The 24,519-nt window shown below is 40.6% G+C and carries 20 protein-coding genes; 15 read left to right on the forward strand and 5 right to left on the reverse strand.

What is annotated here, in order from left to right; translation table 11 throughout:
• The first annotated feature begins 26 nt into the window (after positions 1 to 26).
• From H5154_RS03615 to H5154_RS03630, 4 genes are all read left to right on the forward strand, one after another.
• A complete protein-coding gene (locus H5154_RS03615) occupies positions 27 to 1,583 on the forward strand; it encodes a SulP family inorganic anion transporter (protein ID WP_145233147.1) in 1,557 nt (518 codons plus the stop codon).
• Positions 1,584 to 1,851: 268 nt separating this feature from the next.
• Complete coding sequence (locus tag H5154_RS03620) at positions 1,852 to 3,465, forward strand: ABC-F family ATPase (RefSeq protein ID WP_182717422.1); 1,614 nt, start codon at positions 1,852 to 1,854, stop codon at positions 3,463 to 3,465.
• Between the two features lie 222 nt (positions 3,466 to 3,687).
• Entirely contained in the window at positions 3,688 to 5,199 is a 1,512-nt protein-coding gene (locus H5154_RS03625) for a BCCT family transporter (RefSeq protein WP_246175591.1), read from the forward strand.
• A 219-nt stretch (positions 5,200 to 5,418) separates the two neighbouring features.
• Complete coding sequence (locus H5154_RS03630; RefSeq protein WP_182717423.1) at positions 5,419 to 5,802, forward strand: hypothetical protein; 384 nt, start codon at positions 5,419 to 5,421, stop codon at positions 5,800 to 5,802.
• Here the strand turns inward: H5154_RS03630 and fghA are convergent.
• Entirely contained in the window at positions 5,756 to 6,598 is an 843-nt protein-coding gene (gene fghA, locus H5154_RS03635; protein ID WP_182717424.1) for an S-formylglutathione hydrolase, read from the reverse strand. The two genes, H5154_RS03630 and fghA, sit on opposite strands and share 47 nt — an antisense overlap.
• A 59-nt stretch (positions 6,599 to 6,657) precedes the next feature.
• Positions 6,658 to 7,779, reverse strand: coding sequence for an S-(hydroxymethyl)glutathione dehydrogenase/class III alcohol dehydrogenase (locus H5154_RS03640; RefSeq protein WP_145233151.1), 1,122 nt, complete (start codon positions 7,777 to 7,779; stop codon positions 6,658 to 6,660).
• A gap of 117 nt (positions 7,780 to 7,896) precedes the next feature.
• On the opposite strand from H5154_RS03640, the gene H5154_RS03645 reads away from it, so the two are divergent.
• The 5 genes from H5154_RS03645 (at position 7,897) to H5154_RS03665 (ending at position 12,589) form a co-directional block, all read left to right on the forward strand.
• Positions 7,897 to 8,766: a LysR family transcriptional regulator gene (locus H5154_RS03645; protein ID WP_182717425.1), complete on the forward strand. Its 870-nt coding sequence runs from the start codon at positions 7,897 to 7,899 to the stop codon at positions 8,764 to 8,766.
• A 137-nt stretch (positions 8,767 to 8,903) separates the two neighbouring features.
• Positions 8,904 to 10,121 carry a lipoprotein-releasing ABC transporter permease subunit gene (locus tag H5154_RS03650; protein WP_145233153.1) on the forward strand — a complete coding sequence of 406 codons (1,218 nt, stop codon included), beginning with the start codon at positions 8,904 to 8,906 and terminating at the stop codon, positions 10,119 to 10,121.
• Positions 10,114 to 10,812: a lipoprotein-releasing ABC transporter ATP-binding protein LolD gene (gene lolD / locus H5154_RS03655; RefSeq protein WP_145233154.1), complete on the forward strand. Its 699-nt coding sequence runs from the start codon at positions 10,114 to 10,116 to the stop codon at positions 10,810 to 10,812. Before H5154_RS03650 ends, lolD begins: the two co-directional genes overlap by 8 nt.
• The gene (locus H5154_RS03660; protein ID WP_145233155.1) at positions 10,802 to 12,046 is read left to right on the forward strand and encodes a lipoprotein-releasing ABC transporter permease subunit; all 1,245 of its coding nucleotides are present in this window, start codon (positions 10,802 to 10,804) and stop codon (positions 12,044 to 12,046) included. The genes lolD and H5154_RS03660 overlap by 11 nt, the downstream gene beginning before the upstream one ends.
• A gap of 9 nt (positions 12,047 to 12,055) precedes the next feature.
• The gene (locus H5154_RS03665; protein ID WP_182717426.1) at positions 12,056 to 12,589 is read left to right on the forward strand and encodes a DUF924 family protein; all 534 of its coding nucleotides are present in this window, start codon (positions 12,056 to 12,058) and stop codon (positions 12,587 to 12,589) included.
• Here H5154_RS03665 and H5154_RS03670 read toward each other — a convergent pair.
• Positions 12,586 to 13,350 (reverse strand): spermidine synthase, encoded by a 765-nt coding sequence (locus tag H5154_RS03670; RefSeq protein WP_182717427.1) that lies wholly within the window; start codon positions 13,348 to 13,350, stop codon positions 12,586 to 12,588. The genes H5154_RS03665 and H5154_RS03670 overlap by 4 nt on opposite strands.
• 135 nt (positions 13,351 to 13,485) lie before the next feature.
• Here H5154_RS03670 and H5154_RS03675 point away from each other — a divergent pair, with 135 nt between their 5' ends.
• From H5154_RS03675 to H5154_RS03695, 5 genes are all read left to right on the forward strand, one after another.
• Positions 13,486 to 13,959: a DUF1456 family protein gene (locus H5154_RS03675; RefSeq protein ID WP_145233406.1), complete on the forward strand. Its 474-nt coding sequence runs from the start codon at positions 13,486 to 13,488 to the stop codon at positions 13,957 to 13,959.
• A 334-nt stretch (positions 13,960 to 14,293) separates the two neighbouring features.
• Positions 14,294 to 15,646, forward strand: a complete 1,353-nt coding sequence (gdhA, locus tag H5154_RS03680) for an NADP-specific glutamate dehydrogenase (RefSeq protein WP_182717428.1) — start codon at positions 14,294 to 14,296, stop codon at positions 15,644 to 15,646.
• A gap of 203 nt (positions 15,647 to 15,849) precedes the next feature.
• Positions 15,850 to 17,247: a M28 family peptidase gene (locus H5154_RS03685; protein ID WP_182717429.1), complete on the forward strand. Its 1,398-nt coding sequence runs from the start codon at positions 15,850 to 15,852 to the stop codon at positions 17,245 to 17,247.
• A gap of 216 nt (positions 17,248 to 17,463) precedes the next feature.
• The gene (locus tag H5154_RS03690; RefSeq protein ID WP_182717430.1) at positions 17,464 to 17,895 is read left to right on the forward strand and encodes a hypothetical protein; all 432 of its coding nucleotides are present in this window, start codon (positions 17,464 to 17,466) and stop codon (positions 17,893 to 17,895) included.
• A 14-nt stretch (positions 17,896 to 17,909) separates the two neighbouring features.
• On the forward strand, positions 17,910 to 18,380 hold the full coding sequence (locus tag H5154_RS03695) for a hypothetical protein (RefSeq protein ID WP_182717431.1): 471 nt from the start codon (positions 17,910 to 17,912) through the stop codon (positions 18,378 to 18,380).
• A gap of 145 nt (positions 18,381 to 18,525) precedes the next feature.
• Here H5154_RS03695 and H5154_RS03700 read toward each other — a convergent pair whose 3' ends face one another.
• Positions 18,526 to 19,701 (reverse strand): putative zinc-binding metallopeptidase, encoded by a 1,176-nt coding sequence (locus tag H5154_RS03700; RefSeq protein WP_145233162.1) that lies wholly within the window; start codon positions 19,699 to 19,701, stop codon positions 18,526 to 18,528.
• A gap of 129 nt (positions 19,702 to 19,830) precedes the next feature.
• Positions 19,831 to 20,631 carry an SHOCT domain-containing protein gene (locus tag H5154_RS03705; protein ID WP_182717432.1) on the reverse strand — a complete coding sequence of 267 codons (801 nt, stop codon included), beginning with the start codon at positions 20,629 to 20,631 and terminating at the stop codon, positions 19,831 to 19,833.
• Positions 20,632 to 21,206: 575 nt separating this feature from the next.
• Between H5154_RS03705 and H5154_RS03710 the strand changes: the two genes are divergently transcribed.
• A complete protein-coding gene (locus H5154_RS03710) occupies positions 21,207 to 24,518 on the forward strand; it encodes a DUF2126 domain-containing protein (protein ID WP_182717433.1) in 3,312 nt (1,103 codons plus the stop codon).
• The last annotated feature ends 1 nt before the right edge of the window (position 24,519 follow it).

A 24,519-nucleotide genomic window follows, 5' to 3' on the forward strand; every position in this document is an offset into this window, starting at 1 on the left:
GATCCCACACCCCGAAGAGGAATTCAATGTTTAACTTATTAAGCAAGGCGCCGAGCTCTGCTAAAAACGATATCTTATCAGGTATAACGGTTGCCCTAGCACTCGTTCCTGAAGCTGTTGCATTTGCGTTTGTTGCAAATGTAGAGCCTTTAGTTGGTTTATATGCAGCATTTATTGTTGGCTTGATCACCGCTATTTTTGGCGGCCGCCCAGGTATGATCTCCGGTGCAACCGGTGCACTTGCCGTTGTTATGGTAAGTTTAGTGCTAGATCATGGGGTTGAGTATCTCTTCGCGACTGTATTGCTGATGGGGATACTGCAAATACTAGCAGGGGTGTTTAAGCTCGGTAAGTTTATTCGTATGGTTCCGCATCCGGTGATGCTTGGGTTTGTAAATGGTTTAGCGATTGTCATCTTCTTAGCGCAACTAGGTCAATTTAAGGTGTCCGATGGTCAAGGTGGCATGCAGTGGATGACAGGCACGCCGATGATGATCATGCTAGGATTAGTCGCTTTAACGATGGCTATTATTCACTTTTTGCCAAAGTTGACTACAGCTGTGCCATCAACATTAGTCGCTATTGTTACTGTAACCGCCATTGTTATCGGATTTGATTTAGAAGCGCGTACAGTACTTGATTTCTTAAAAGATATGACCGGTGACAGTGCGGCAACTATTGCTGGTGGTTTACCACAATTTCACATTCCAATGGTGCCATTTACCTTTGAAACACTGAAAATTATTTTACCTTATGCACTTATTTTAGCGGCAATTGGTTTGATTGAATCATTATTAACCCTTAGCCTGATTGATGAAATCACAGAAACCCGTGGTCACAGCAATAAAGAATGCATTGGTCAAGGCGCTGCAAACGTTACCTGTGGTTTCTTTGGTGCGATGGGAGGCTGCGCGATGATTGGTCAATCAATGATCAACATTAACTCAGGTGGTCGTTCGCGTCTATCTGGTATCACAGCAGCATTAATGCTCCTAGCATTCATTATTTTTGCCGCCAGTTTGATTGAAATGGTGCCGCTGGCAGCATTGGTTGGCGTGATGTTTATGGTGGTATTAGGCACCTTTGAATGGGCGAGTTTCAAAATGATGAAACGCGTCCCAAAATCAGATGCTTTTGTCATTGTATTAGTATCGGGTGTAACGGTGATAACTGACTTAGCAATTGCAGTATGTGTGGGTGTGATTGTGTCAGCCTTAGTATTTGCATGGCAACATGCTAAACATATTTTTACTACAAACTACATTGATGAAGAAGGTTCTAAAGTCTACGAACTACACGGCCCATTATTTTTTGGCTCAGTGAAAAAGTTCGCGGAGTTGTTTGATGTTAAAAATGACCCTAAAGACGTTATCATCGAATTTAAATACAGCCGAGTGGCAGATCACAGTGCCATTGAAGCAATTGATACTTTAGCTGATAAATACACCAAGGCAGGTAAGCAGTTGCATTTACGCCACTTGAGCCCAGACTGTATACAGTTATTACATAAAGCGCGCGACTTAGTAGAAGTTAATGTAATAGAAGATCCAACTTATAAAGTTGCTTCAGACAAGCTTGCTTAAACGAGACGTTTGATAAAAAAGCGAAGGCACTGCCTTCGCTTTTTTATTGCTATCGAAAAAATCATTGGCTGAAACCGTAGATGACATTAAAATTTATTTAAGTCACATAAAAACCAGTGCTCGGTGAGTCAATTATTGAGACTAAGCTCGACTAGTGCAGCTAGTGCCTGTATAATTCGCGGCCTCTTTATACCGTCTTATTGCCTGTATTAACTTTTCCTTATTCAGCGAACAGTGTACTTGTCAGTATTTGCTTAGGAAATTCATTTTGATCTCTACCGCTAATATCACCATGCAGTTTGGTGCCGAACCCTTGTTCGAAAATATCTCCGCTAAATTTAGTAACGGTAATCGTTATGGCTTAATTGGCGCCAATGGATGCGGTAAGTCAACCTTCATGAAAATCCTCAATGGCTCATTAGTGCCAACATCAGGTAACGTATCAATTGGCCCAGGACTGAAAGTCGGTAACTTAAGCCAAGATCAGTTTGCATTTGAGCAATACTCAGTGGTTGATACTGTGATCATGGGTGACGTTGCATTATGGAAAATAAAGCAAGAACGTGAACGTATTTATTCACTGCCAGAAATGAGTGAAGAAGATGGTATGAAAGTCGCTGAGCTTGAAAGCATTTTTGCTGAAATGGATGGTTACAGTGCAGAAAGCCGCGCGGGTGATATTTTATTAAAAGCGGGTATTGAAGAAGAATTTCATTTTGGTCTAATGTCACAAGTAGCCCCAGGCTGGAAGCTGCGCGTCTTACTTGCGCAAGCCTTGTTTGCTAACCCTGATATTTTATTACTGGATGAGCCAACCAATAACTTGGATATTCATACCATTAGCTGGTTAGAGCACGAACTTAACCAGCGTAAATGTACCATGATCATTATTTCTCATGACCGCTATTTTCTTAATGCGGTATGTACTCATATGGCTGATATTGACTACGGTGAGCTGCGTATTTACCCAGGTAACTACGAAAAATACATTGAAGCATCAACACTTATTCGTGATCAATTACTTGCTGGTAATGCTAAAAAGCAATCTGAAATTGAAGAGTTACAAGATTTCGTTAACCGCTTTGGTGCTAATGCGTCAAAAGCAAAACAAGCGAGTTCACGTGCTAAACGCATGGATAAAATCAGCTTAGATGAAGTGAAGTCGTCAAGCCGAATGGCGCCGTCATTGTATTTTGATGAAGGTAAAAAGATGCACCGCCAAGCATTGATCTTAGAAGACTTTGGCCATGGTTTTGACGGTGAAGTATTGTTTGAAGGCGGCGAGCTGATTTTAGAAGCGGGTTCAAAACTTGCGATTATTGGTGAAAACGGTGTTGGTAAATCAACCTTTATTCGCTGTTTAGTGGGTGAACTTGAAGCTAATCACGGTGTTGTAAAATGGTCAGAAAATGCATCGATTGGCTATTGTCCGCAAGATAGTAGTAAAGACTTTGATAACGATTTAACCTTGTTTGATTGGATGTCACAGTGGCGTACAGCCAAGCATAACGATTTAATGGTGCGTGGCATGTTAGGTCGGTTATTGTTTACTGCGGATGATGCGAATAAAAAAGCTAAAAACTGCTCAGGTGGTGAGAAAAATCGCCTATTGTTTGGCAAATTAATGATGCAAGACGTAAATGTTTTGGTGATGGACGAACCGACAAACCACATGGATATGGAAGCCATTGAAGCGCTTAATAATGCATTAAAAGGCTTTGAAGGTACGCTGATTTTTGTCAGCCATGACCGTGAGTTTGTTTCATCATTGGCAACTCGTATTATTGATATTCGTGACAAAGAAGTGGTTAATTTCCACGGCACCTTTAACGAATTTATGGCAAGCCAACAAGAGCAAGCGAAGCTTTTGGCTGCAAAGTAAAGTTTATTGATCTCAGTTTTATTAAATGCATGATCATGCAAGCGAGTTCAAGAGCTCTGTAAATCAATATAATTGGTATTAAGTATCAGAAAACCGGCTGCGGCCGGTTTTTTTATGTCTAAATTATGTAAAATTAAAAAGTTGCTTTGGTGTAGCTTTAAAGCGTCGTAACGTTAGCGCTGATAAAACCGATTTAATTAGTATAATTTTTAAGGTATCTATGTGGTAATTAAAGCTCGTATTACTAAATTAGTGTCGAATCTTGAAAAACTAGCGCTCACCTTGTGTGTGCTATTTGTTAGCGGGGCTCTATTATTTCCTGATATGCTCACCGCGCATATTCAACCACTGATCATTAATGCATTATCAGTGTTGGGTGGACCATTTTTTCTGTTAGTTAATTTTTTATTGATAAGCGTTATTGTGCTGGCTATTAGCCCACTCGGACAACGTAAAATAGGTGGAGAGCATACATCTGTCGAGTTTTCAACTTTTGGTTGGTTGTCAATGTTATTTGCTGCAGGAATGGGATCGGGTTTAATTTTTTGGGGCGTAGCAGAGCCTGCCATGCACGTATTGCAACCGCCATTAAAGCAAAGTCTTTACCCTGATAGACAAGGTGCTGCATTGGCTATTACGTTAGTAAACTGGGGCGCTCATGCATGGGCACTCTACGCAGTATTTGGCTTAGTCTTAGGTGGTTTGAGCCATAACAGTGGCAAAGCGGGAGATATAAGTGCTCCGGTGTTGAGTGTAACAACTTCATTTTTAAGTCGCGCAGGGCAGCTAAAGTGTAAATACGTGATTCAGTTAGTGGCCATTTTAGCTATTTTTTTTGGTGTAGTTGGCACGATTGCAAATTCAACATTATTACTACGAAAAGGGATTGAGCTTGAGCTTGGCATTAACTCGCCTTGGTTAGTTGGTTTGATTATTATTATGTTATTAGCGCTGTTGTTTAGCTTATCTGCGCGCTTAGGATTAAAAAAGGGTATTCAAACACTCAGTCAATTTAATGTTTTTTTAGCATTTGGAGTACTTATTTGGCTCATCATGATGGTACCACTACAACCGATTATAGATGTGGCGATCAGTGGCGTTAAATTTTATAGCCACTTATTAGTGACAGGGACATGGCAATTATCAAGTCAACTAAATGATCCTGCTTGGGCTAATAGTTGGACGTATAATTATTATTTTTGGTGGCTAGCGTGGGGACCTTTTGTTGGGGTTTTTTTAGCTAAAATAAGTCAAGGTCGGCCAGTTTGGCAATACATTGTTGGCGTAGTAATTGTGCCAACTTTCGTTACTTTAATTTGGTTTAGTGTTTTTTCGGGATCTGCTATTGCTTGGGATAGCGGCCATAGTAGTGGCATTATGGCCGCTATTAAAACTGATTATACACAAGGCTTATTTGTATTTTTTAAGCAGTTAGGTTGGCAAGGAGGTGTGCTTATTTGGTCGAGCTTATTATTATTACTGATCTTTGTTGCTACTTCGGCAGATTCTGCAATTTTAGTGATCCGTAATTTAGCGGGGACAAAAAGCAGTCATCGATTTAGTTTGTATGTGTGGTCTTTTACTTTAGCTCTAAGTAGCTGGGTATTGTTATTACAAAATAATGAATTACTTAACCGAAGTATTGCAATTATTGGTGCAGTGCCATTTTTGTTTATTTTTATTTTGCAGCTGATAGGATTTGTAAAAGAGTTTATGAAGGAGTTACAAGTGTAGTTAAACCTATTACTGTTGCTATGCTCGAGCTAGTTTATAGTTTAATTACTTTATTGTCATTCACTTACAGTTTTTTACAGTGTTTTATACTCGTTCGTTTATAGTGAGTATTACAGATACAACCACTAAGCAATACTAATGCTATTAAAAACTGGCTCATTCGAGGTAGTTAAATAATAACTTACGCATTTAAGCAATGGGATATAAAGGATTAAATTTATGTTCAAGCACTTTATTACTGTTTTACTTGTCAGCCAATTACTAAGCGCATGCACTGTAGCGGGTGTATTAGTTGATGGAGTTATTTATTCAAAAGCGGATACAAATTATGGTGCTGATTTAGCGCAGGCCCCCGCACATGTATCGCCTCAAGATAATACTTACTTTAGTCATGAACAGACTTTGTCATTTGCGGACTTAGGCATCGAAGTAGATCGTTTTTTAGTGGGGTTAGTGCAAGAAAGCTCAGAGCCTACTCTGGTATGCAAAAGAATAACTAAATCAATACAACAATGTGAGGAAGTAACGAATGACAACCTCACAGTAGAGGATACAATTAACGCTGAAGATACAGTTGATGAAATGATAAGTGTTCGTCGATAAAGCTGCTGATAAAAAAGTAACTATGATCGTAGCCTGCGTGCATATTCAACGTTAGCGGGTAATTAACTTGCTTTGCTACTGCAGTTAGGTTGTCTGGTTTTAGTTGCTCGACTAAAAAATTATCGGCATCACCTTGGTCAATACGCATTGGTAAAAATTCGTTACTGTGTGCCTTTTTCATTAGTTCACAGCTATCGTAATTGGCCCATTGTGATTGATCATCTCCTAAGTACTGACTAAACGCTTTTTGCCCCCAAGGACAGTCAATAGGGTTAGTGATTGGGCTAAAAGCAGAAACACTGGTGTAACTTTTTGGATTGCGCAATGCAATCATCAACGCACCGTGCCCCCCCATAGAATGCCCGCTAATCGCTTTTTTATCAGTCACGGGAAAGTGCTGTTCAATTAGCCAAGGCAATTCATTTACCACATAATCATACATATTATAGTGCGTGTTATAGGGGGCTTGGGTGGCGTTTAAATAAAACCCTGCGCCTTGGCCAAAATCATAACTGTCTTGGTCTGGCACAGTGTCGCCACGAGGACTGGTATCAGGTGCAACGATAGCAATACCAAGCGCTGCCGCTTTTTTAAATGCACCTGCTTTTTGCATAAAATTTTCATCCGTACAGGTTAAGCCTGATAACCAATACAGTACCGGTACTTTATTAGTTTGGCTGGCACCGGGTGGCAAGAAAATAGCAAACCGCATTGGGCAATGGGTGCTTGTAGATGTATGGCTGTATTGCTTGTGCCAGCCACCGCTAACTTTTGTGGCGCTTAAATTATCTAACATAGATTCCTCGCTAAAATACCACATAGCTTACACGCTATGCGGTATCTGTATTTTTAATATTAGTAGTGGATCACAGTACGAATACTTTTGCCTTCATGCATTAAATCAAACGCGTCGTTTATGTCTTCAAGACCCATGGTATGAGTGATAAAGTCATTTAATGCAAATTCGCCAGCCATGTAACGTTCAACAATCTCAGGTAGTTGTGAACGACCTTTAACCCCACCAAATGCGCTACCACGCCAGACGCGGCCAGTGACTAGCTGGAATGGGCGAGTTGAAATTTCTTGTCCTGCACCAGCAACACCAATGATCACCGATTCCCCCCAACCTTTATGACAACATTCAAGGGCTGAGCGCATGACATCAACATTACCTATACACTCAAATGAGAAATCAACGCCACCATCGGTCATTTCGACAATAACTTCTTGAATAGGCTTATCGAAATCTTTTGGATTGATCAAGTCTGTGGCACCTAATTTAGTGGCTAAATCAAACTTAGATGTGTTGATATCAATACCGATAATACGCGAGGCACCAGCCATTTTCGCGCCGATAATTGCTGATAAACCAATACCACCTAAACCAAAGATAGCAACGGTATCGCCTGCTTGAACTTTTGCAGTGTTTGTGACCGCGCCCATACCAGTTGTAACACCACAGCCCAGTAAGCAAATTTCTTCAAGTGATGCTGCTTTGTTTACTTTAGCCAGTGAGATCTCTGGCAGTACCGTATATTCAGAAAAGGTTGATGTGCCCATGTAGTGATAAATTGGTTGGCCATCTTTGAAAAAGCGAGTCGTGCCGTCTGGCATTAAGCCTTTACCTTGCGTTTCACGTACAGCGGAACACAAGTTTGTTTTGCCTGAAGTACACATTTTACATACACCGCATTCTGCAGTATATAAAGGAATAACATGATCGCCCACAGCAACACTGGTTACGCCTTCGCCGATAGCATAAACAACACCAGCGCCTTCATGCCCTAAAATGGCTGGGAAAATCCCTTCAGGATCGGCACCTGATAATGTAAATGCATCGGTGTGACATACGCCAGTAGCAGTAATTTTTACCATTACTTCGCCTTTTTTAGGCATCATTACATCCACTTCTTCTACAGATAGTGGTTGATTTGGACCCCAAGCAATTGCGGCTTTTGATTTTATAAATTCAGACATAGTAACTCTCTTGCTGGTTAAATACGAAGATGACTTGAAAACAATAACGCTATTTTATTTGTTTCTCAAACAATGTTAATCTTCATTTTAATAAAACACTTTTACAGTATGGTAATAATGAGTCGTTGGTTAGGCATAGACGAATTTATCGCAGTCGGTGAAGAAGGCAGCTTTACCCGCGCTGCAACCACATTAGGGGTATCCGTTGCACACATAAGCCGCCATGTAACGCAATTAGAGCAGCGCTTAAATACCCAATTATTAACGCGTACTACCCGTAAAGTTGTACTGACTAAAGAAGGCGAAGTCTTTTTACATCAAACAAAACATTTACAGCATGCAATGGACGACGCCACCGCGTTATTAGCGCAACAGCAAAATGCTCCTAAAGGTAAAATTAAACTCACAGCTCCGGTTATGTATGGCGAAAGCTTCGTGATGCCAGCAGTGCATACTTTTATGCAACTGCACCCTGATGTAGAAGTGGTGATGGCGCTGAGCAATGAACAAGAAAATTTACTTGAGGGCGGCTTTGATTTAGCTATTCGCCTTGGTCATTTAAAAGACTCTAGCTTAAAAGCACGACGCTTAAGTGCACGTCATTTTGTAATTTGCTGCTCAAAAGCCTATTTAGCCCGTTTTGGCGAACCTCACACATTAGCTGAATTACAGCACCATCAATGCTTAGTCGGCAACAGCAGTTATTGGCGGGTTTGCGAGCAAGGGCGTGATAAACATATCAAAATTGCGGGGCGGTTACAGTGTAATAGTGGCTGGGCCTTAGCTGATGCAGCTAAAAAGGGTCTTGGCATCATACAAGTGCCAAACTACTACATTGAGAGTGATTTAGCCACGGGTGAGTTAGTGCCTATTTTAACCAATAATCAGCCAAAACCAGAAGGTGTATGGGGAGTGTATCCTCCGCGACAATTTGTTGCGACCAATGTCAGAGCATTACTCGATCACCTTATTAAATCTCTAAACTAAAAGTTTAAATAAAGCGGCTTAATTTTGATACAGCAGTTGATTTGTCATGAATTTTTACACTTTTGCGCATACCCAATGGCGCTTTATTTATGCTAGTATGAGCGCTGAATTGGCATTAAATGTGACCATAAATAATTATGTTTCAACCTGTTAGCCTGTTTATCGGGCTGAGATACAGTCGCTCCTCGAAAGGGAACGCATTTATCTCTTTTATTTCGTTTTTCTCCATTGCCGGTATCGCCATTGGTTTAATGGCATTATTTACTGTCAGCTCAGTGATGAATGGTTTTGAAAATAACCTTAAAACCAATATGTTGGGCCTCATTCCTCATGTTGAAATTGCGTCTGATGGACAAACTCAAGCACAAATGATCCAGCTGCAAGATACCATTGTTGCGTCCAAATTTGTGAAAAGAGCGAGTTTGTATCGCCATGGTGAAGCCATTTTACAAACCAATCGCGATTTACATGGCGTGCTATTGCAAGGTTTGTACGACGATAACGCATCGCTTTATAAAATCAGCGATAAAGTTATTCAAGGTAACTGGCAAACAGTCATGACATCGCGCTATCACATTGCGGTTAGTCGTTATTTAACACGTAAACTGGGAATTGGTTTAGGTGATAAAGTGCGCGTGATCATGCCTAATGCGTCAACCTATACACCTTTAGGTCGCGTACCAAGCCAACGTTTGTTCACCGTTGCTGCCATTTATGAAACAGGTTCTGAAATTGATATGGGACTTGCTTTTACTAGCGGCGAATCGCTACAACGGGTATTAAAGTTGCCACAAACTAGTGCTCCTAATTTGAGTATTTCACTGAACGATCCTTTTCAACTAGATGCCTTTAGCGCTTCAGCTAGTGCAATTTTAAGTCAACATACAGTCACCGATTGGCGCCAGTCACAAGGTACTTTGTTTGCAGCAGTCGCAATGGAAAAACGCATTATGTCGATGCTGCTGGCGCTGATTGTATTAGTTGCGGTATTTAATATTGTCTCTGCGTTGACCATGATGGTGAGCGAAAAACAAAGTGAAGTGGCTATTTTACAAACGCTTGGCTTAACGCCGGCTCAAGTGCAGCAAGTATTTATGATCCAAGGTTTGTACAATGGTTTGATTGGCACCAGTATCGGTGCAGCCCTTGGCTTATTACTCAGTGCTTATATCAACGAAGTGCTGGCAGGCATAGGTTTAAACTTGTTAACAGGGATTGCCTTACCAGTAAAATTTGACGTAATGAGCTTATCGCTGATTGCCGTAGGCAGTATTACCATGAGCTTTTTAGCCACTTTATATCCGGCGCGTAAAGCTGCCAATGTTAGCCCAGCAGAGGTATTGCGCTATGAATGATTTAGTTATCCAATGTGAACAGTTAAGTAAAGTGTATCAAGATGGTGAAAATCACGTTGAGGTTTTAAAAGGGGTTGATTTAACCTTACAACAAGGTGAGATGCTGGCTATCGTTGGCAGCTCTGGTTCTGGTAAAAGTACTTTACTGCACATTTTGGGGACTTTGGATTCACAAAGTGCCGGTGTGGCAAAAATTAAAGGTCAACAAGTTGCTAAGCTATCACGTGCTGAGCAAGCAAAATTTCGTAATGAGCATTTAGGGTTTATTTATCAGTTCCATCATTTATTAATGGAGTTTAACGCGTTAGAAAATGTTGCGATGCCGCTGTTGATCAAAGGTCTCAGCGCTAAAAAAGCCAATGCTAAAGCCCTCGTAATGCTCGATAAAGTAGGGCTATCGCACCGTAGTAGCCATAAACCATCAATGCTCTCTGGTGGAGAGCGTCAACGGGTGGCAATTGCGCGGGCATTGGTGAGCGAACCTGATTTAGTATTGGCCGATGAGCCAACAGGTAACTTAGACAAACAAAATGCGATTAAAATTTACGATTTGATCAAAGAGCTTAATAGCAGTTTGAATACCAGTTTTGTAGTGGTGACGCACGACTTAGAATTAGCCGATAAGCTGGGTAAAATTGCTTACCTTGATGATGGGAAATTGGCAATTAAAGAGGCCAGCCATGTTGCTTAGTGCCTATTTAAGTAAACGTTTTAGAGCAAGCTCCGGCAGCAGCGATGAAAAAAATGGCTTTGTTAGTTTTATTGCCAAAGCGTCAACCATTGGTATTTTACTCGGCGTTGCAGTGTTAATTGTTGCTTTGTCGGTGATCAATGGCTTTGAACAACAACTAGTACATCGCTTATTAAGCGTTGTGCCACAAGTTGAATATGTTGCGCCTAATCGTCCAATTGATAACTGGCCGGATAAAGTTCAAAAGCTCTCAGAGCAACGTGGCGTAACCGGTGCAGCACCTTTTATTAGTGTCAATGGCATGGCGCAATATAAAAGTGAACTAAAAGCGGTTGAAGTGCGAGGGGTTGATCCTGCTCTAGAAAGTGACGTATCGGCGGTTAATCAGTTTACCCATGGCAAGTTGGTCAGCCAAATAAGCGAAGACGAAATTATTTTAGGCCAACAAATTGTTAAACAATTAGGTGTTAAGCAAGGGGAGTTAATTACCTTATTGATCCCGCAAGTTAACGAGATAAGTACTGAGATTTTAGCACCCAAAAGGGTCACTTTAACCCTTGCGGGTATTATTGAAATGGGGGGCCCTATTGATAGTTCTGCTGCCTTCATCCATCTCAGTAAGGCGCAATCAGTACTTGGTTATGAGCCACTGCAAGTAACAGGGCTTCGCTTAGCAGTAACCGATGTTTTTCAAGCACACCAAATTGCGCTACGGGTTGGCCAAACAATTGATGATTATGTTTATATCTCTAGCTGGTTTAGAACCCAAGGTAGCTTATACCAAGATATACAAATGGTCAGAACCATTGTTTATATTGTGGTGTTTTTAATCATTGCGGTGGCAAGTTTTAATATTGTTTCGTCATTAGTGATGGAAGTACGTGAAAAACAGGCCAACATAGCGATATTAAAAACCATGGGCGCTAAAGACAGTACGATATTAGCGACCTTTATTTTACAAGGACTTAGCCAAGCATTTATTGGCGTGGTACTGGGCTCATTTATAGGTGTGATACTGGCGCTGAACATCAGTGAGCTTTTTACCCTACTGAGTCAGTTGTTAGGCTCAAACCCGCTGGAAGGGGTGTATTTTATTGAGTTTTTACCCAGTAAGCTGGTATGGCAAGATATTGTGATCACTGTTATTGTAACTTTTGTGTTGGCAGTATTAGCCACTATTTACCCTGCATGGCAGGCAACAAGAGTGGATCCAGCCAAGGTATTAGGCAACTAAGGGAAATTTATGTTTAGTTATCAAGTAGTAATAGATTATTGGTTTGATGAACTCGGTCCATCTGGTTGGTATAAAAAATCTGATGCTACAGATATTAAGATACGAGATACATTTAGTGATCTGTTGATAGCTATTACAAAAGGCGAGTATGCGTCTTGGCGAGTGACTGCCTTAGGTGCATTAGCTGAAGTGATTGTGCTTGATCAGTTTTCTCGTAATATTTATCGGGATACCCCTCACGCGTTTAGTCAAGATCCGCAAGCGTTAACATTGGCACAGTTGGCAATCGAAAAAGGCTTTGATCAATTATTACCTGTTGAGCAGCGGGTGTTTTTTTATATGCCGTTTATGCACAGCGAATCGAGCTTTATACACCAACAGGCGATGGTATTATTTAAAGGTTTGAGTAATGAAGATTATGAACTTGCCCATAAAAATATTATCGATCAGTTTGGTCGCTACCCACACCGAAATACTATTTTAGGGCGTCAGTCCAGCGCCGAGGAAGTTGCGTTTTTAGCTCAACCAGGCTCGCAATTTTAATCAAGCTTAGGTATATAAAATAATTGTTTAATTTCAGCAGCTAAATCAGGCGAGCTAAAATCTTTGTGCTGTTTTATCTGTTCAATATTTATAGCATCAAGGCGTTGCTCACTGGCGATCAGCACAATATTTTTATATTGGTTAAATTCAATCACCACAATATGACTGAATAGACTTCGAAGTGTCGTTAGTAGAGCGATTAATTGTTGTTTATTTTTTGCAGTAAAGTTGATGCAGATCTTACCGTATGTGCTAAGTCGGGCATGACAGTCGCACAAAAATGCCTGCTTTTGTAAAAACGCTGGCTGCGATTTACCACTAAAAACATCAATTAAAATCACATCAAATTTGCGGCTACTTTGAGCAACAAACTGTTCAGCGCATTGCGCTACAATATGATTGTTGTCATTGAGGAAAAAATACTGCTTAGCTGCTTTAATTACATTCGGATTAATTTCTACAGTCGTTAATTCAAATCCGGCTTTATTAGTCACTGCTCGTTCAAAACAACCGCTGCCTAAACCTAAATTTAATATCTGTGAGTAGGGCTCGCTACAAAGCAAAAATAGCAGCATAGCTTGATTTACCGGATTACATACTTGCTGCGGTTGTGACTTTTCCATTACACCTTGTAAAGTTAGCTCATCCCCGAGTGTAAGCCAACGATAATTAGCATTTTCAAAAATCTTTAGCGTGTCTTGCTTACTTTGGATCGTTGCTACTAGGTATGCATCGGTAGTAAATGGCGTTAAATCAATCATGCCGTTCCTTCATAATGGGGATGTTGAGCAAAACAAAAAATCAATAGGGTGACCTTGTTAACTCTGCTAAACTGTATGGCTACTCATAAGCCAGCAATACCTGCTTGGTTGTCTTATCTTACTCTGGAATTTACTTTGACTAATAATGATATTTTACGCCGCCTTCGCTATACCTTTAATTTAGCTGATACTACCATGATTGAAATTTTTGCTGCAGCAGATCATGACGTGACTCAACAACAAGTGATTGGTTGGCTAACCAGAGAAGGGGAAGAGGGTTACGTAGATCCAAGTGATACTGAGTTTGCCATTTTTTTAAATGGTTTTATTAATACAAAGCGCGGTAAGCGTGACGGTGAGCAACCAGCGCCAGAAAGTAAATTAAATAATAATATTATTTTAATGAAATTACGTATCGCATTAAATATGAAAACGGAAGACGTAATCGATGTCCTTGCCTTAACTGATTTTAGTTTGAGTAAGCATGAGTTAAGTGCATTTTCTCGAAAAGCCGATAACAAGCATTATCGTGTATGTAATGACCAAATATTACGTAACTTTTTAACTGGTTTACAGCTACAACTTCGTCCAGAGGCAAGCGGCGAATAATTTACGTGTTCATATCCGTATTTATATCGTACGGATATGATTTTTAACCCCACTTTAAGCATCGGTGTTTTAAGCTGCTCTCTGCGTTAGTATTTAAATCTTTATTTATTCACATTTCATAAATTTATATTCTGTTTTAATGAGCGTTAATTGTTGCTCTTGCGTATCAACTCAAAAATAATTCACGTTATCGAACGTTAAATATATAGGTTTATCATGTTACAGTGTTAAAAATATTACAATTTTTAAGGCTCTTAACTAGATGACCCATAAACTTGATCACGTCTATTTTAACATCTGAGACAAGCATAACTTTTAACACGGAAGAATAATTATGAATTATATCCATGATACCATTGCACATTTAAAACAAACTAGCCCAGCACAATGCGAATTTTATCAAGCCGTTGAAGAAGTGCTTGAATCACTTGAACCTATTCTTGAAAACTCAGCCGACTATCAAAAAAATGCGATTATTCAACGTCTAGTCGAACCTGAACGTCAAATTATGTTTAGAGTCCCTTGGGTTGATGATGACGGTAATATTCATGTCAATAAAGGCTATCGAATTGAATTTAACTCAAGCTTAGGTCCATACAAAGGTGGTTTACGTTTCCATTCAAGTGTAAATGCCAGCATCATAAAATTTTTAGGGTTTGAGCAAATTTTTAAAAATGCGTTAACTGGCTTACCGATTGGTGGTGGTAAAGGCGGCGCAAACTTTGATCCTAAGGGCCGCTCTGACAGCGAAATAATGCGTTTTTGCCAATCATTTATCAACGAGCTGTATCGTCATATCGGCCCAACCACCGATGTGCCTGCGGGTGATATTGGCGTTGGGGCACGCGAAATAGGCTATATGTTTGGTCAATATAAACGGTTGACCGGACGTTACGACGGTGCGTTTACCGGCAAAAGTTTATTGTGGGGTGGATCATTGGCTCGAAAAGAAGCGACAGGATATGGCGCTGTTTATTTTGCCAATTACATGTTGCAAGACAATGATGACTCACTTAAAGGTAAGCGCTGTTTAGTTTCTGGTGCCGGGAACGTGGCAATTTACGCGATGGAAAAACTTTATCAATTAGAGGCAACACCTATCACTTGCAGTGATTCAAGCGGTACGCTGTATCATGAATCAGGTATTGATGTTGCACTTGTTAAAAAGCTTAAAGAAGGTGCGCGTGAAAGTTTAGCTGTCTATTTAGAAACCCACAGCGATGCGAAGTATATTGCTTGTGCAGATTACCCAAGTGATGGACATGCGGTATGGCGTTTTGTTGCTGATGCCGCTTTTCCCTGTGCGACGCAAAATGAGTTAACCGAAGCTGATGCGCGAACGTTAATAAGCAATGGCTGTATATTAGTTTGTGAAGGCGCAAATATGCCAAGTACTAAAGAAGCGGTCGATGTGTTGCTTGCTGCTAAAATAGCCTATGGCCCTGGCAAAGCAGCTAATGCGGGTGGTGTTGCGACGAGCCAATTAGAAATGGCGCAAAATGCCAGTATGCAAATGTGGACGTTCGAAGAGGTCGATACTAAGCTGCAACAAATAATGAAAAATATCTTTGATACTGCAAGTAATACAGCCGCTGAATTTGATCAACCTGGTAATTTAGTGTTAGGTGCTAATATTGCTGCTTTTCGTCGTGTAGCAGATGCTATGATTGAGCAAGGTGTTGTTTAACATACGATAGTTTTACTATGCATAAGCCTACTATATTGGTGGGTTTTTTATTGACGTATATTTGTTCATACCGCGATTATTATCCCGTTTATCTAACCAATCAGTGATTGAACGAGTTAAACAGGTGTTGGTCTCAAAATTATTTGCAGCAGGTAACTGCTCACGTATTGTATATTTATCAAATAATAAAGAGCATCAACACTATGTCTGATCATAAAACCTATCAGCTATCGACCCTCAAGCCCGCAATTTTAATAACTACATTGTTTATTTCAACAAGCACCTTGGCCGCTGAGCTAAATTATCAAGATCAAACCAAGCTTCATGATATTGCCGCTGATGTTTCAGCAACACGTATTGGCAGTGATATTCAAACACTTGTTGATTTTGGCACTCGTCATACGTTATCAGAAACGAAATCAAACACCCGAGGAATTGGTGCAGCTCGGCGTTGGATCAAGGCTGAGTTTGAGAAAATTTCTCAGCAATGCGGTGGCTGTTTAGAAGTAATAGAAGTTAAAGATACCATTTCTGGCGAAAAGCGTATTCCAAATCCTGTTGAAGTGGTGAATATTATTGCTATTCAACGCGGTACTGATCAGCCAAACCGGATGGTGATGATGTCGGGCGATATTGATTCACGGGTCAGCGATGTAATGGATTTTACCAGCGACGCACTAGGGGCGAATGATAATGCATCGGGTGTTGCTGGGGTGATTGAATCAGCTCGCGTGTTATCTAAATATAAATTTAATGGCTCAATTGTTTATGCCGCGCTTTCAGGCGAAGAGCAAGGACTTTTTGGTGGTAAAATTTTAGCCGACTATGCACAAAAGCAAGGCTGGCAAGTACACGGTGTACTCAATAATGACATGATTGGTAATATTACTGGTATTAATGGCGTTACTGATAACACGACTGCACGTATTTTCTCTGAAGGTACGCGGGTTATCGAAACCAAAGAGCAAGCGCATAAACGCCGTTTTACCGGTGGCGAGGTCGATTCAGCTAGTCGTAATTTAGCCCGTTATATCGATACCATTGCCGATCGCTATATTCCCAATCTTGACACATTGCTAGTTTATCGACTCGATCGCTTTGGTCGAGGAGGGCATCATCGCCCGTTTAACGACATGGGTTATGCTGCTGTAAGAGTAATGGAAACGAACGAAAATTATAACCATCAACATCAAGACTTACGCACTGAGGATGGTATTGTTTATGGTGATACCATTGATGGCGTTGATTTTGATTATACCGCAAAATTAACAGCGCTTAATGCGGTAAGTTTAGCGTCAATGGCATGGGCACCGGCACCACCTAATAACGTTGAAATATCAGGTGCTGTGCAACCTAGTACGACCTTAAAATGGCAAAAAAATAATGATAAAACGACCACGGGGTACAGACTCTATTGGCGTTATACCAGTGAACCACAATGGCAGTTTAGCCGCTATGTGGGTGATGTAAGTGAAGCGACTCTTAAAAATGTAGTCATTGATAATTATTATTTTGGGGTTGCTGCGGTTAATAAAGACGGTATTGAATCACCGGTGGTTTTCCCTGGCGATGTAGGTGCGTTTGAGCAAACACTAAAGTAATGTGTAGCGTCTGATATTCAAGCGTAATTACAGTTGCGCTTGAATATCAGGCAAGACAATTTAGTAGCGGACTTCGCAATTGAACAGCAATAGTTGTATTTTATGTTGACCGTAGTTTATGAATGTACACTTTTCATACAATAATTTCAGTGAATACTTGAAGTTAATGGCTTTTTCGTATTATGGTGGAGTTAAATGTGAATTAGTTGACAGTGTATGAATCTATTTTTGCTGATTGCAGGCAGCTTAAGTGCTTTAGCCGCACTCGCTCACCTTGGTTGTATTGTTTTTGGTGCGCCGTGGTATCGCTTTTTCGGTGCTGGTGAGCACATGGCAATGCTCGCAGAGCAGGGTAAGTTGACGCCTTCGCTGATCACTTTCTTCATCGCTTTTGTATTAAGCGTTTGGTCGTTATATGCTTTTTCAGCCGCGGGTTTGTTCAAACAGCTACCTTTCATACGCTTTGTGTTAGTTGTGGTAACTGCGATTTATTTGTTTCGCGGTATTGCAGGATTATATTTAATGACTAATCCGCTAGGACGCAGTGAGATGTTTTGGCTTTGGAGCTCGATCATTTGTTTACTGATTGGCGGCTTTCATTTTATAGGATTAAAACAACAATGGCTGGTTTTATCAGTTAAATATTAGCAAGGAAGGAAGCAATGTCTTTATTTGTATCGACGGATTTTAACCCCCCAGAAGCGCTGCAAACAACTGCGTTTTATTTTACCCCATTAAATGAGCAGGTAGTCGAGCTTGATTTTACTGCTGTAATGTCAAGTGTGCCGCAGCTAAAAGGTATATTCGCCCCCAAGCCTGATTGGCCAAAAGCCGATATGACCCTTGAAGAGAATCGTCAAAGCTTAGCTCAACATGCCGCAGAGTTTAACGAAAAAAAAGCATTTGCTTATGCAATATTAAACCCGAAAAAAACACGCTGCCTAGGCTCAGTGTATATCGATCCTGGGGTAAACAATGAATTCGATAGTGAGATTACTTTTTGGCTACGTAATGATAGTCAGGAATTAAATAATACCTTACGGTTATGCATCTTACATTGGCTCGCTGAGCATTGGCCATTTGAACGAGTACGATTAATTTCAACTAAGTATCAGGCAAGCTTTAGTTTGTAATACCAAAAGTTTATAACGCAATGCAGGTCATACTCATTAGCGGATGTGTTGTGTTAGTTGGCTGATAACGTACTGCGGTTTGTTATCTGTGTCAGTGCTGTTAATCCGGGTAGCGCATTTGGAAATTACATTATCAAGGCTGTTGTTATGTGTCCTCAGCTGTTGTATTTAAATCAGGCATAAGATTAAGTCTGTTATGGATCGCGTGATGAACGAACGAAAGCTTAGTGCGTACCGCCTGCGTTAAAACAAATGGATAAGCATCAGCTAAGCCCATGCTGCGATTTAACGAATTTAAAATAATCGAAAATTCCATCCAGCTATCCAACATTACTGAGATTGATGTTTGGCTATTAAAGTAATACGAGTTTTGCGGTAGCCTTAACTCATCAGTGTCCTCAACTTCAAATTCATTACCGAGTGTAGAACCGGTAATAGAGAAATTTTTTGCTGTCTCTAAAGTATCAATAATATGCATGTAGTGCGCCCAAGTTTCTGCCCAGTCTTCAAAAGGGTGCATGGTGGCGTATTCACTAATATAGTTTTCATGCCAATTAGCAGGAGCGCCATTTTTATAATGGGCATCAATCGCTTGTTGGTAATCTAAAGAATCATCGCCAAAATATTGTTTACATAGAGCATGTTTATGCGGTGAATTTGCAATTAACTGGTCAAAGTAATAATGTCCTAACTCATGACGAAAATGACCAAGCAAAGTGCGATAGCGCTCACCCATAGCATGCTTTGTTTGTGAGCGAGCGACATCATCAGCTTCAGCCAAATTGATAGTAATATGGCCGCAGTTATGGCCAGTAAAAACATTTTCTTGACCTGCTAATTTAGTCACAAAATGGTCATTAACACTGCGGTCGGTTATAAAATCAAAACTAAGGCCACCTTCGGCATCTTGGCTGAGGTTGTTTAATGGTAAAGAAAGCGCTTTAAGCGTATACAATGCTCGGCGTTTTGCTGTTTCCATTTTGGTCCAAAGTGGAATGTGTTGATTAATACTTAGATCTGGGATTGTTTCATTAAACCGACATGCGAAACACAGCACTTCTTCTGTGTCTGGCGCTGGTACAAAACTGTTGATATCAACCATGCCATTGCATGCCTTATAGTGTGCATTGTTATCACATTTCTGATAAGGCACGTCAGGGGCTGACGCTTTGTAATATAAGCCCGTTGTGTCATTAAATTCGTAGGGTTCTACAAGGTTAAAATTATCATCAATACCAACAGTTTTGCCACAGGCAAGGCAGTGACTACTTTCAAAAAACAATATTTGATTATCTTTGCAGTTACATTTAAACGTTTTCATATTTTCTTACCGTATCCGTTGATAAATACAATGACAAATTATTCAGTGAACAGACTTACATTAGCTATATTGCTAACAAATTATATAGTTAGCAAATTATAAAATTAATAAGCCTGAGATTACTTGCCGTTAAATTCGTTGCAATAAATCTGATTTTTTTTCATTAAACTCAGCATCAGTGAGTGCGCCTAAATCACGTAATTGTGCTAATTTTTCAATAATGTCGAGGGTTTCATTCACTGAGTATTGCGAAGCATTAATAGCTGTCGACTCGCTACTCATCATTTTATCATTTAAGCCTGTCTCAGGGGGAGATTGCTGTTGTTTTGCAAAGTCTGTTGATTGGGCAAAGTTGGTATTGTGACTTGAATGTGTCTGAGTGAAGCTATCATCAGCAATCACTGGCAAACTATTTACGCTAATGTTTCCCCACTGGCTACTAAAGGTAAGCGATATATCGTTGCCTTGTTGCTGGCTTACCCCCCCGATCTGGTGATCGAGTGTATCATAGACTGTGACCTGACCATTTTTTTCAATGGCTAAGCGATTAGGGAAGACAGCATATCGGGTGTTGTTTTGTGAACCGGTACTCGATGGATTACCTAAATTAACTGGCCACCACTGGTTGCTTCCTAAAGTACCTGCAGGAATGACGGGGAAAACTTGGTTGTTTGCTAAAATAGTGGCAAGTTCGTTACATAAGTTATCAACGGTGTTTTTCAAGCCATTATTGAACATGTCTCCTACCATTGTCATTCCACCGCGCATCCATTGACCTGAGCCGCCAAGTTCTGGGCAATTAAACTGCGCCATTGAACCGCCGCCATTATTTACTGCAACTAACATATGTACTACTGCCCCATAACTTAAACCATAGCGGGCAGATATCCCTTTAACCAAGTTGTCACCAATGTTTGTTAATGTTTGCATAAATAGCGTCCTTAATATGAAGATAGGCGGGATGTGTATTACGTCATGATCTAACTGTGAACAATCTACCTTAAGCATTGATGCTAATCATAAATTAGCAAAATAAAATGCCAACATTGCTTGTTTAAAGACACTAAGCTTGCTAGTTTGGCTTTCAGGGCGATTAAAAATCAAACTACTATAACACTGTTAAGAAGCTTAATCGTGGTTTTATTGTGAACTATTTTTTAAGTTCGTTTTAGCGAAGCATTTAACTGGTGTTGTGATTAATTGGGACTTTTTTCTATTTAATCGCTAGAAAAAACAGGCATGCTTTATTGGTGAATTACATAAAATAATAAGCGCTGTGTGATTTTTAATACCTAGCTTTGTGCTAATTTGGTGCGGATGTCGCACCAAATAATTCTTCACAGCGCTCGCTCTTTGATTCTAAACAGTCAATAGTGACCAATATATAGGCTAACAGCCTAATTTTATTATGTAATCTATATGGAATGTATATTGCTTAAATAGCAGGCAGGTAGTAGTAAGTTATACTTAAATGGCTATACAAAAAATTAAAGAGGGATTAATCGATGACAATTACTGTTGGTATAGCGCACCATACTCAATACAAGTACGACCGCCCAGTAAATATGGGGCCGCATATTTTCCGCTTACGTCCAGCACCGCATAGCCGAACTAAAATTAAAAGCTATTCATTAAAAATAGTGCCGGAAGATCATTACATCAATTGGCAGCAAGACCCTTTTGGTAATTATCAGGCAAGAGTGGTATTTAATAGCCCCACAACTGAGTTTAGTTTTACTGTTGATTTAGTGGCCGAAATGACGGTAATTAATCCGTTTGATTTCTTTTTAGAAGAATATGCTGAAGAGTTTCCATTTGAATACGATAAAGTCGCAAAGGCTGAGCTTAATCCCTATTTAAAAAAACGTAAGGCGAGTCCTAAGTTTTTAGAATTGATTGATTCGTTACGTCCGGAAAAACCAATCAGAAGTGTTGATTTTTTAGTTGCGGTCAATCAGTCAATTTATAATCTTGTTGGCTACGGCATTCGTTTAGAGCCTGGAGTTCAAACGGCGAACGAAACCATCACAAAAAAAACCGGTTCATGTCGAGATTCTGCGTGGTTGTTAGTACAACTGTTTCGTCACTTAGGTTTGGCGGCTCGTTTTGTATCTGGTTATTTAATCCAACTTACATCAGATCAAAAATCACTTGATGGCCCAAGTGGTCCTGATGAAGATTTTACTGATTTACACGCATGGACTGAAGTATATATCCCAGGCGCAGGTTGGATCGGGCTTGATCCTACCTCCGGCTTATTTGCTGGCGAAGGCCATATTCCGCTTGCGTGCACACCTGAACCTAGCTCAGCAGCACCTGTCTCTGGTGGCATAGATAAGTGCGAATCAGAATTTAGTTTTTATAACAAAGTAACGCGCGTACATGAAGACCCTCGCGTTACAAAGCCATATTCAGAAACACAATGGGCTGCAATAAACCGCTTGGGTCAGCAAGTTGATGATGTATATGTTAAGGAAGGTGTTCATTTAACAATGGGCGGTGAGCCGACGTTTATTTCTATTGATGATATGGAACATCCCCAATGGAACACAGAAGCCGACGGTAAAGAAAAACGAGTGTTAGCACAAAGCTTATTTATTGCGATGAACAAAGCATATACCAAAGGTGGCTTTACACATTATGGGCAAGGTAAATGGTATCCGGGAGAGTCACTGCCTCGCTGGCAATATGCATGTTATTGGCGAAAAGACGGTGAAGCTTTGTGGCAAGATGCCAGTTTATTAGCTGATCCGAATAAAGATTATAAATTAGACCACACAGATACCAAGCGTTTTACAGAACAGCTATGTGCAGAAATAGGCCTTGAAACCAAGGCTATCACTACAGCCTATGAAGATATTTTATATCATTTATGGCAAGAGGCATCGTTACCCAAAGAGGTGGGGCCTAAACAGCCTGAACTTCTTAGTGCAATGAGCCGTAAAGGCTTTTTAGCTAAAATGGAACAAGGTATTGAAAAGCCTGTTGGTTATGCATTGCCGCTGCAGTTTAATCAAGCGAAACATTGCTGGCAGTCATGCAAATGGGAATTTAAACGCGAATACTGTTTTTTATTACCAGGTGAATCACCCCTTGGTTATAGATTACCGCTTGATAGCCTTGAGTGGACAAGCAACATTATTGAGCGAGATCCGTTTGATATTCCAGATAACTTTACAAAAGCTAAAAAACTGCAAAAAGGCTTTATTGGTCAACAAATGATCAAAACCGCAATGGCATTGGAAGTAAGAGAAGGGCGGTTGTACATCTTTATGCCCCCAACGAGCCATTTTGAATATTATATGTCGCTATTAAATGCGATTGAAAGCACCGCAAAAGCCCTGCAAATCCCGGTTGTTATTGAAGGCTATAGCCCGCCTAAAGATAGTCGTGTAGAAAAATACGCCGTGACACCTGATCCAGGTGTCATTGAAGTGAACATCCACCCATCTTCGTCATGGCAGCAATTAGTTGATAGAACAACGACACTTTACGATCTAGCCAAACAAGCACGCTTAGGAACAGATAAGTTTATGGCGGACGGTCGTCATACCGGCACCGGGGGTGGTAATCATGTCACTTTAGGTGGTGAAACGCCGCAGCAAAGCCCGTTCTTACGACGCCCAGATATTTTAAGAAGTTTTATTACTTATTGGCAGCACCATCCTGGATTATCTTATTTATTTTCAGGTTTATTTATCGGCCCTACAAGCCAAGCACCTCGTGTGGATGAAGCACGTGATGAGTTGCTCTATGAGCTTGAAATCGCATTTTCACACATGCCTGAAGGGGAAGTGCCTGAGCCATGGCTCGTTGATCGTTTGTTACGCAACTTACTTGTTGATTTAACAGGTAATACACACAGGGCGGAGTTTTGTATTGATAAGCTATATTCACCCGATTCAGCAACAGGACGACTAGGTATTGTCGAGTTTAGGGGGTTTGAAATGCCACCTCACTCACAAATGAGCTTAGTGCAAATGTTGTTATTACGGACTTTATTAGCTTGGTTTTGGAAAAAGCCTTATCACAAACCGTTGATCCGTTGGGGCACCGAATTACATGATAAATTTTTATTACCTCAGTATGTTGAAAATGATTTAGCTGAGGTTGTTAGAGATCTGCAGCAAGCTGGTTTTGCATTCCAAGTAAGTTGGCTAAACCCATTTTTTGAGTTTAGGTTCCCTGTTTGCGGCACCCGAGAACTCGATGATGTGACGTTAGAGCTTAGAACCGCGATTGAACCTTGGCATGTACTGGGTGAAGAAGCCAGTGCATCTGGTACTGCTCGGTATGTTGATTCGTCATTAGAGCGCGTGCAAATCAAAGTAATTGGCACAATGAGTGACCGCTATATCGTTACGTGTAATGGCCGACGCGTGCCGCTTAAAATTGTTAAAGGCAAAGCGAAAGATGAAATGGTTGCTGGGATCCGTTACCGTGCATGGCAGCCACCAACAGCGCTGCATCCTACAATTGGTGTACATGCACCGTTAGTATTTGATCTGATCGATACCTGGGAAGGCCGCTCAATGGGTGGTTTTGTCTACCATGTTAGTCATGCTGGTGGGCGAAATCCAGAAACATTACCCGTTAATGCATTTGAAGCTGAAGGGCGAAGGGTTGCACGATTTTGGGAGCATGGTCACACACCATCATTATTAGCATCTGATCAGCCTAGTTGGAGCCCATCGGCTGCGACACGAAGCTTTGAATCAGCACAATCGGTGAGTGAATTTGTTGTTCCCGATGAAGAAAATACTAATTCAGATTACCCTAATACGCTCGATTTAAGGAGACAACCTAAGTTCAAATAAA

The organism is Pseudoalteromonas sp. SR44-5, from assembly GCF_014163675.1.
In the GTDB taxonomy this organism is placed as follows: Bacteria; Pseudomonadota; Gammaproteobacteria; order Enterobacterales; family Alteromonadaceae; genus Pseudoalteromonas; species Pseudoalteromonas rhizosphaerae.

Excerpts from the sequence above, each read along its gene's own strand:
- gdhA (WP_182717428.1), top strand. The coding sequence starts at position 14,294 with ATGAATTATATCCATGATACCATTGCACATTTAAAACAAACTAGCCCA.
- H5154_RS03695 (WP_182717431.1), top strand. The coding sequence starts at position 17,910 with ATGTCTTTATTTGTATCGACGGATTTTAACCCCCCAGAAGCGCTGCAA.
- H5154_RS03640 (WP_145233151.1), bottom strand. The coding sequence starts at position 7,779 with ATGTCTGAATTTATAAAATCAAAAGCCGCAATTGCTTGGGGTCCAAAT.
- H5154_RS03645 (WP_182717425.1), top strand. The coding sequence starts at position 7,897 with ATGAGTCGTTGGTTAGGCATAGACGAATTTATCGCAGTCGGTGAAGAA.
- H5154_RS03665 (WP_182717426.1), top strand. The coding sequence starts at position 12,056 with ATGTTTAGTTATCAAGTAGTAATAGATTATTGGTTTGATGAACTCGGT.
- H5154_RS03700 (WP_145233162.1), bottom strand. The coding sequence starts at position 19,701 with ATGAAAACGTTTAAATGTAACTGCAAAGATAATCAAATATTGTTTTTT.
- H5154_RS03685 (WP_182717429.1), top strand. The coding sequence starts at position 15,850 with ATGTCTGATCATAAAACCTATCAGCTATCGACCCTCAAGCCCGCAATT.
- H5154_RS03710 (WP_182717433.1), top strand. The coding sequence starts at position 21,207 with ATGACAATTACTGTTGGTATAGCGCACCATACTCAATACAAGTACGAC.
- H5154_RS03630 (WP_182717423.1), top strand. The coding sequence starts at position 5,419 with ATGTTCAAGCACTTTATTACTGTTTTACTTGTCAGCCAATTACTAAGC.
- H5154_RS03705 (WP_182717432.1), bottom strand. The coding sequence starts at position 20,631 with ATGCAAACATTAACAAACATTGGTGACAACTTGGTTAAAGGGATATCT.
- H5154_RS03615 (WP_145233147.1), top strand. The coding sequence starts at position 27 with ATGTTTAACTTATTAAGCAAGGCGCCGAGCTCTGCTAAAAACGATATC.
- H5154_RS03690 (WP_182717430.1), top strand. The coding sequence starts at position 17,464 with ATGAATCTATTTTTGCTGATTGCAGGCAGCTTAAGTGCTTTAGCCGCA.
- H5154_RS03670 (WP_182717427.1), bottom strand. The coding sequence starts at position 13,350 with ATGATTGATTTAACGCCATTTACTACCGATGCATACCTAGTAGCAACG.
- H5154_RS03650 (WP_145233153.1), top strand. The coding sequence starts at position 8,904 with ATGTTTCAACCTGTTAGCCTGTTTATCGGGCTGAGATACAGTCGCTCC.
- lolD (WP_145233154.1), top strand. The coding sequence starts at position 10,114 with ATGAATGATTTAGTTATCCAATGTGAACAGTTAAGTAAAGTGTATCAA.
- fghA (WP_182717424.1), bottom strand. The coding sequence starts at position 6,598 with ATGTTAGATAATTTAAGCGCCACAAAAGTTAGCGGTGGCTGGCACAAG.
- H5154_RS03660 (WP_145233155.1), top strand. The coding sequence starts at position 10,802 with ATGTTGCTTAGTGCCTATTTAAGTAAACGTTTTAGAGCAAGCTCCGGC.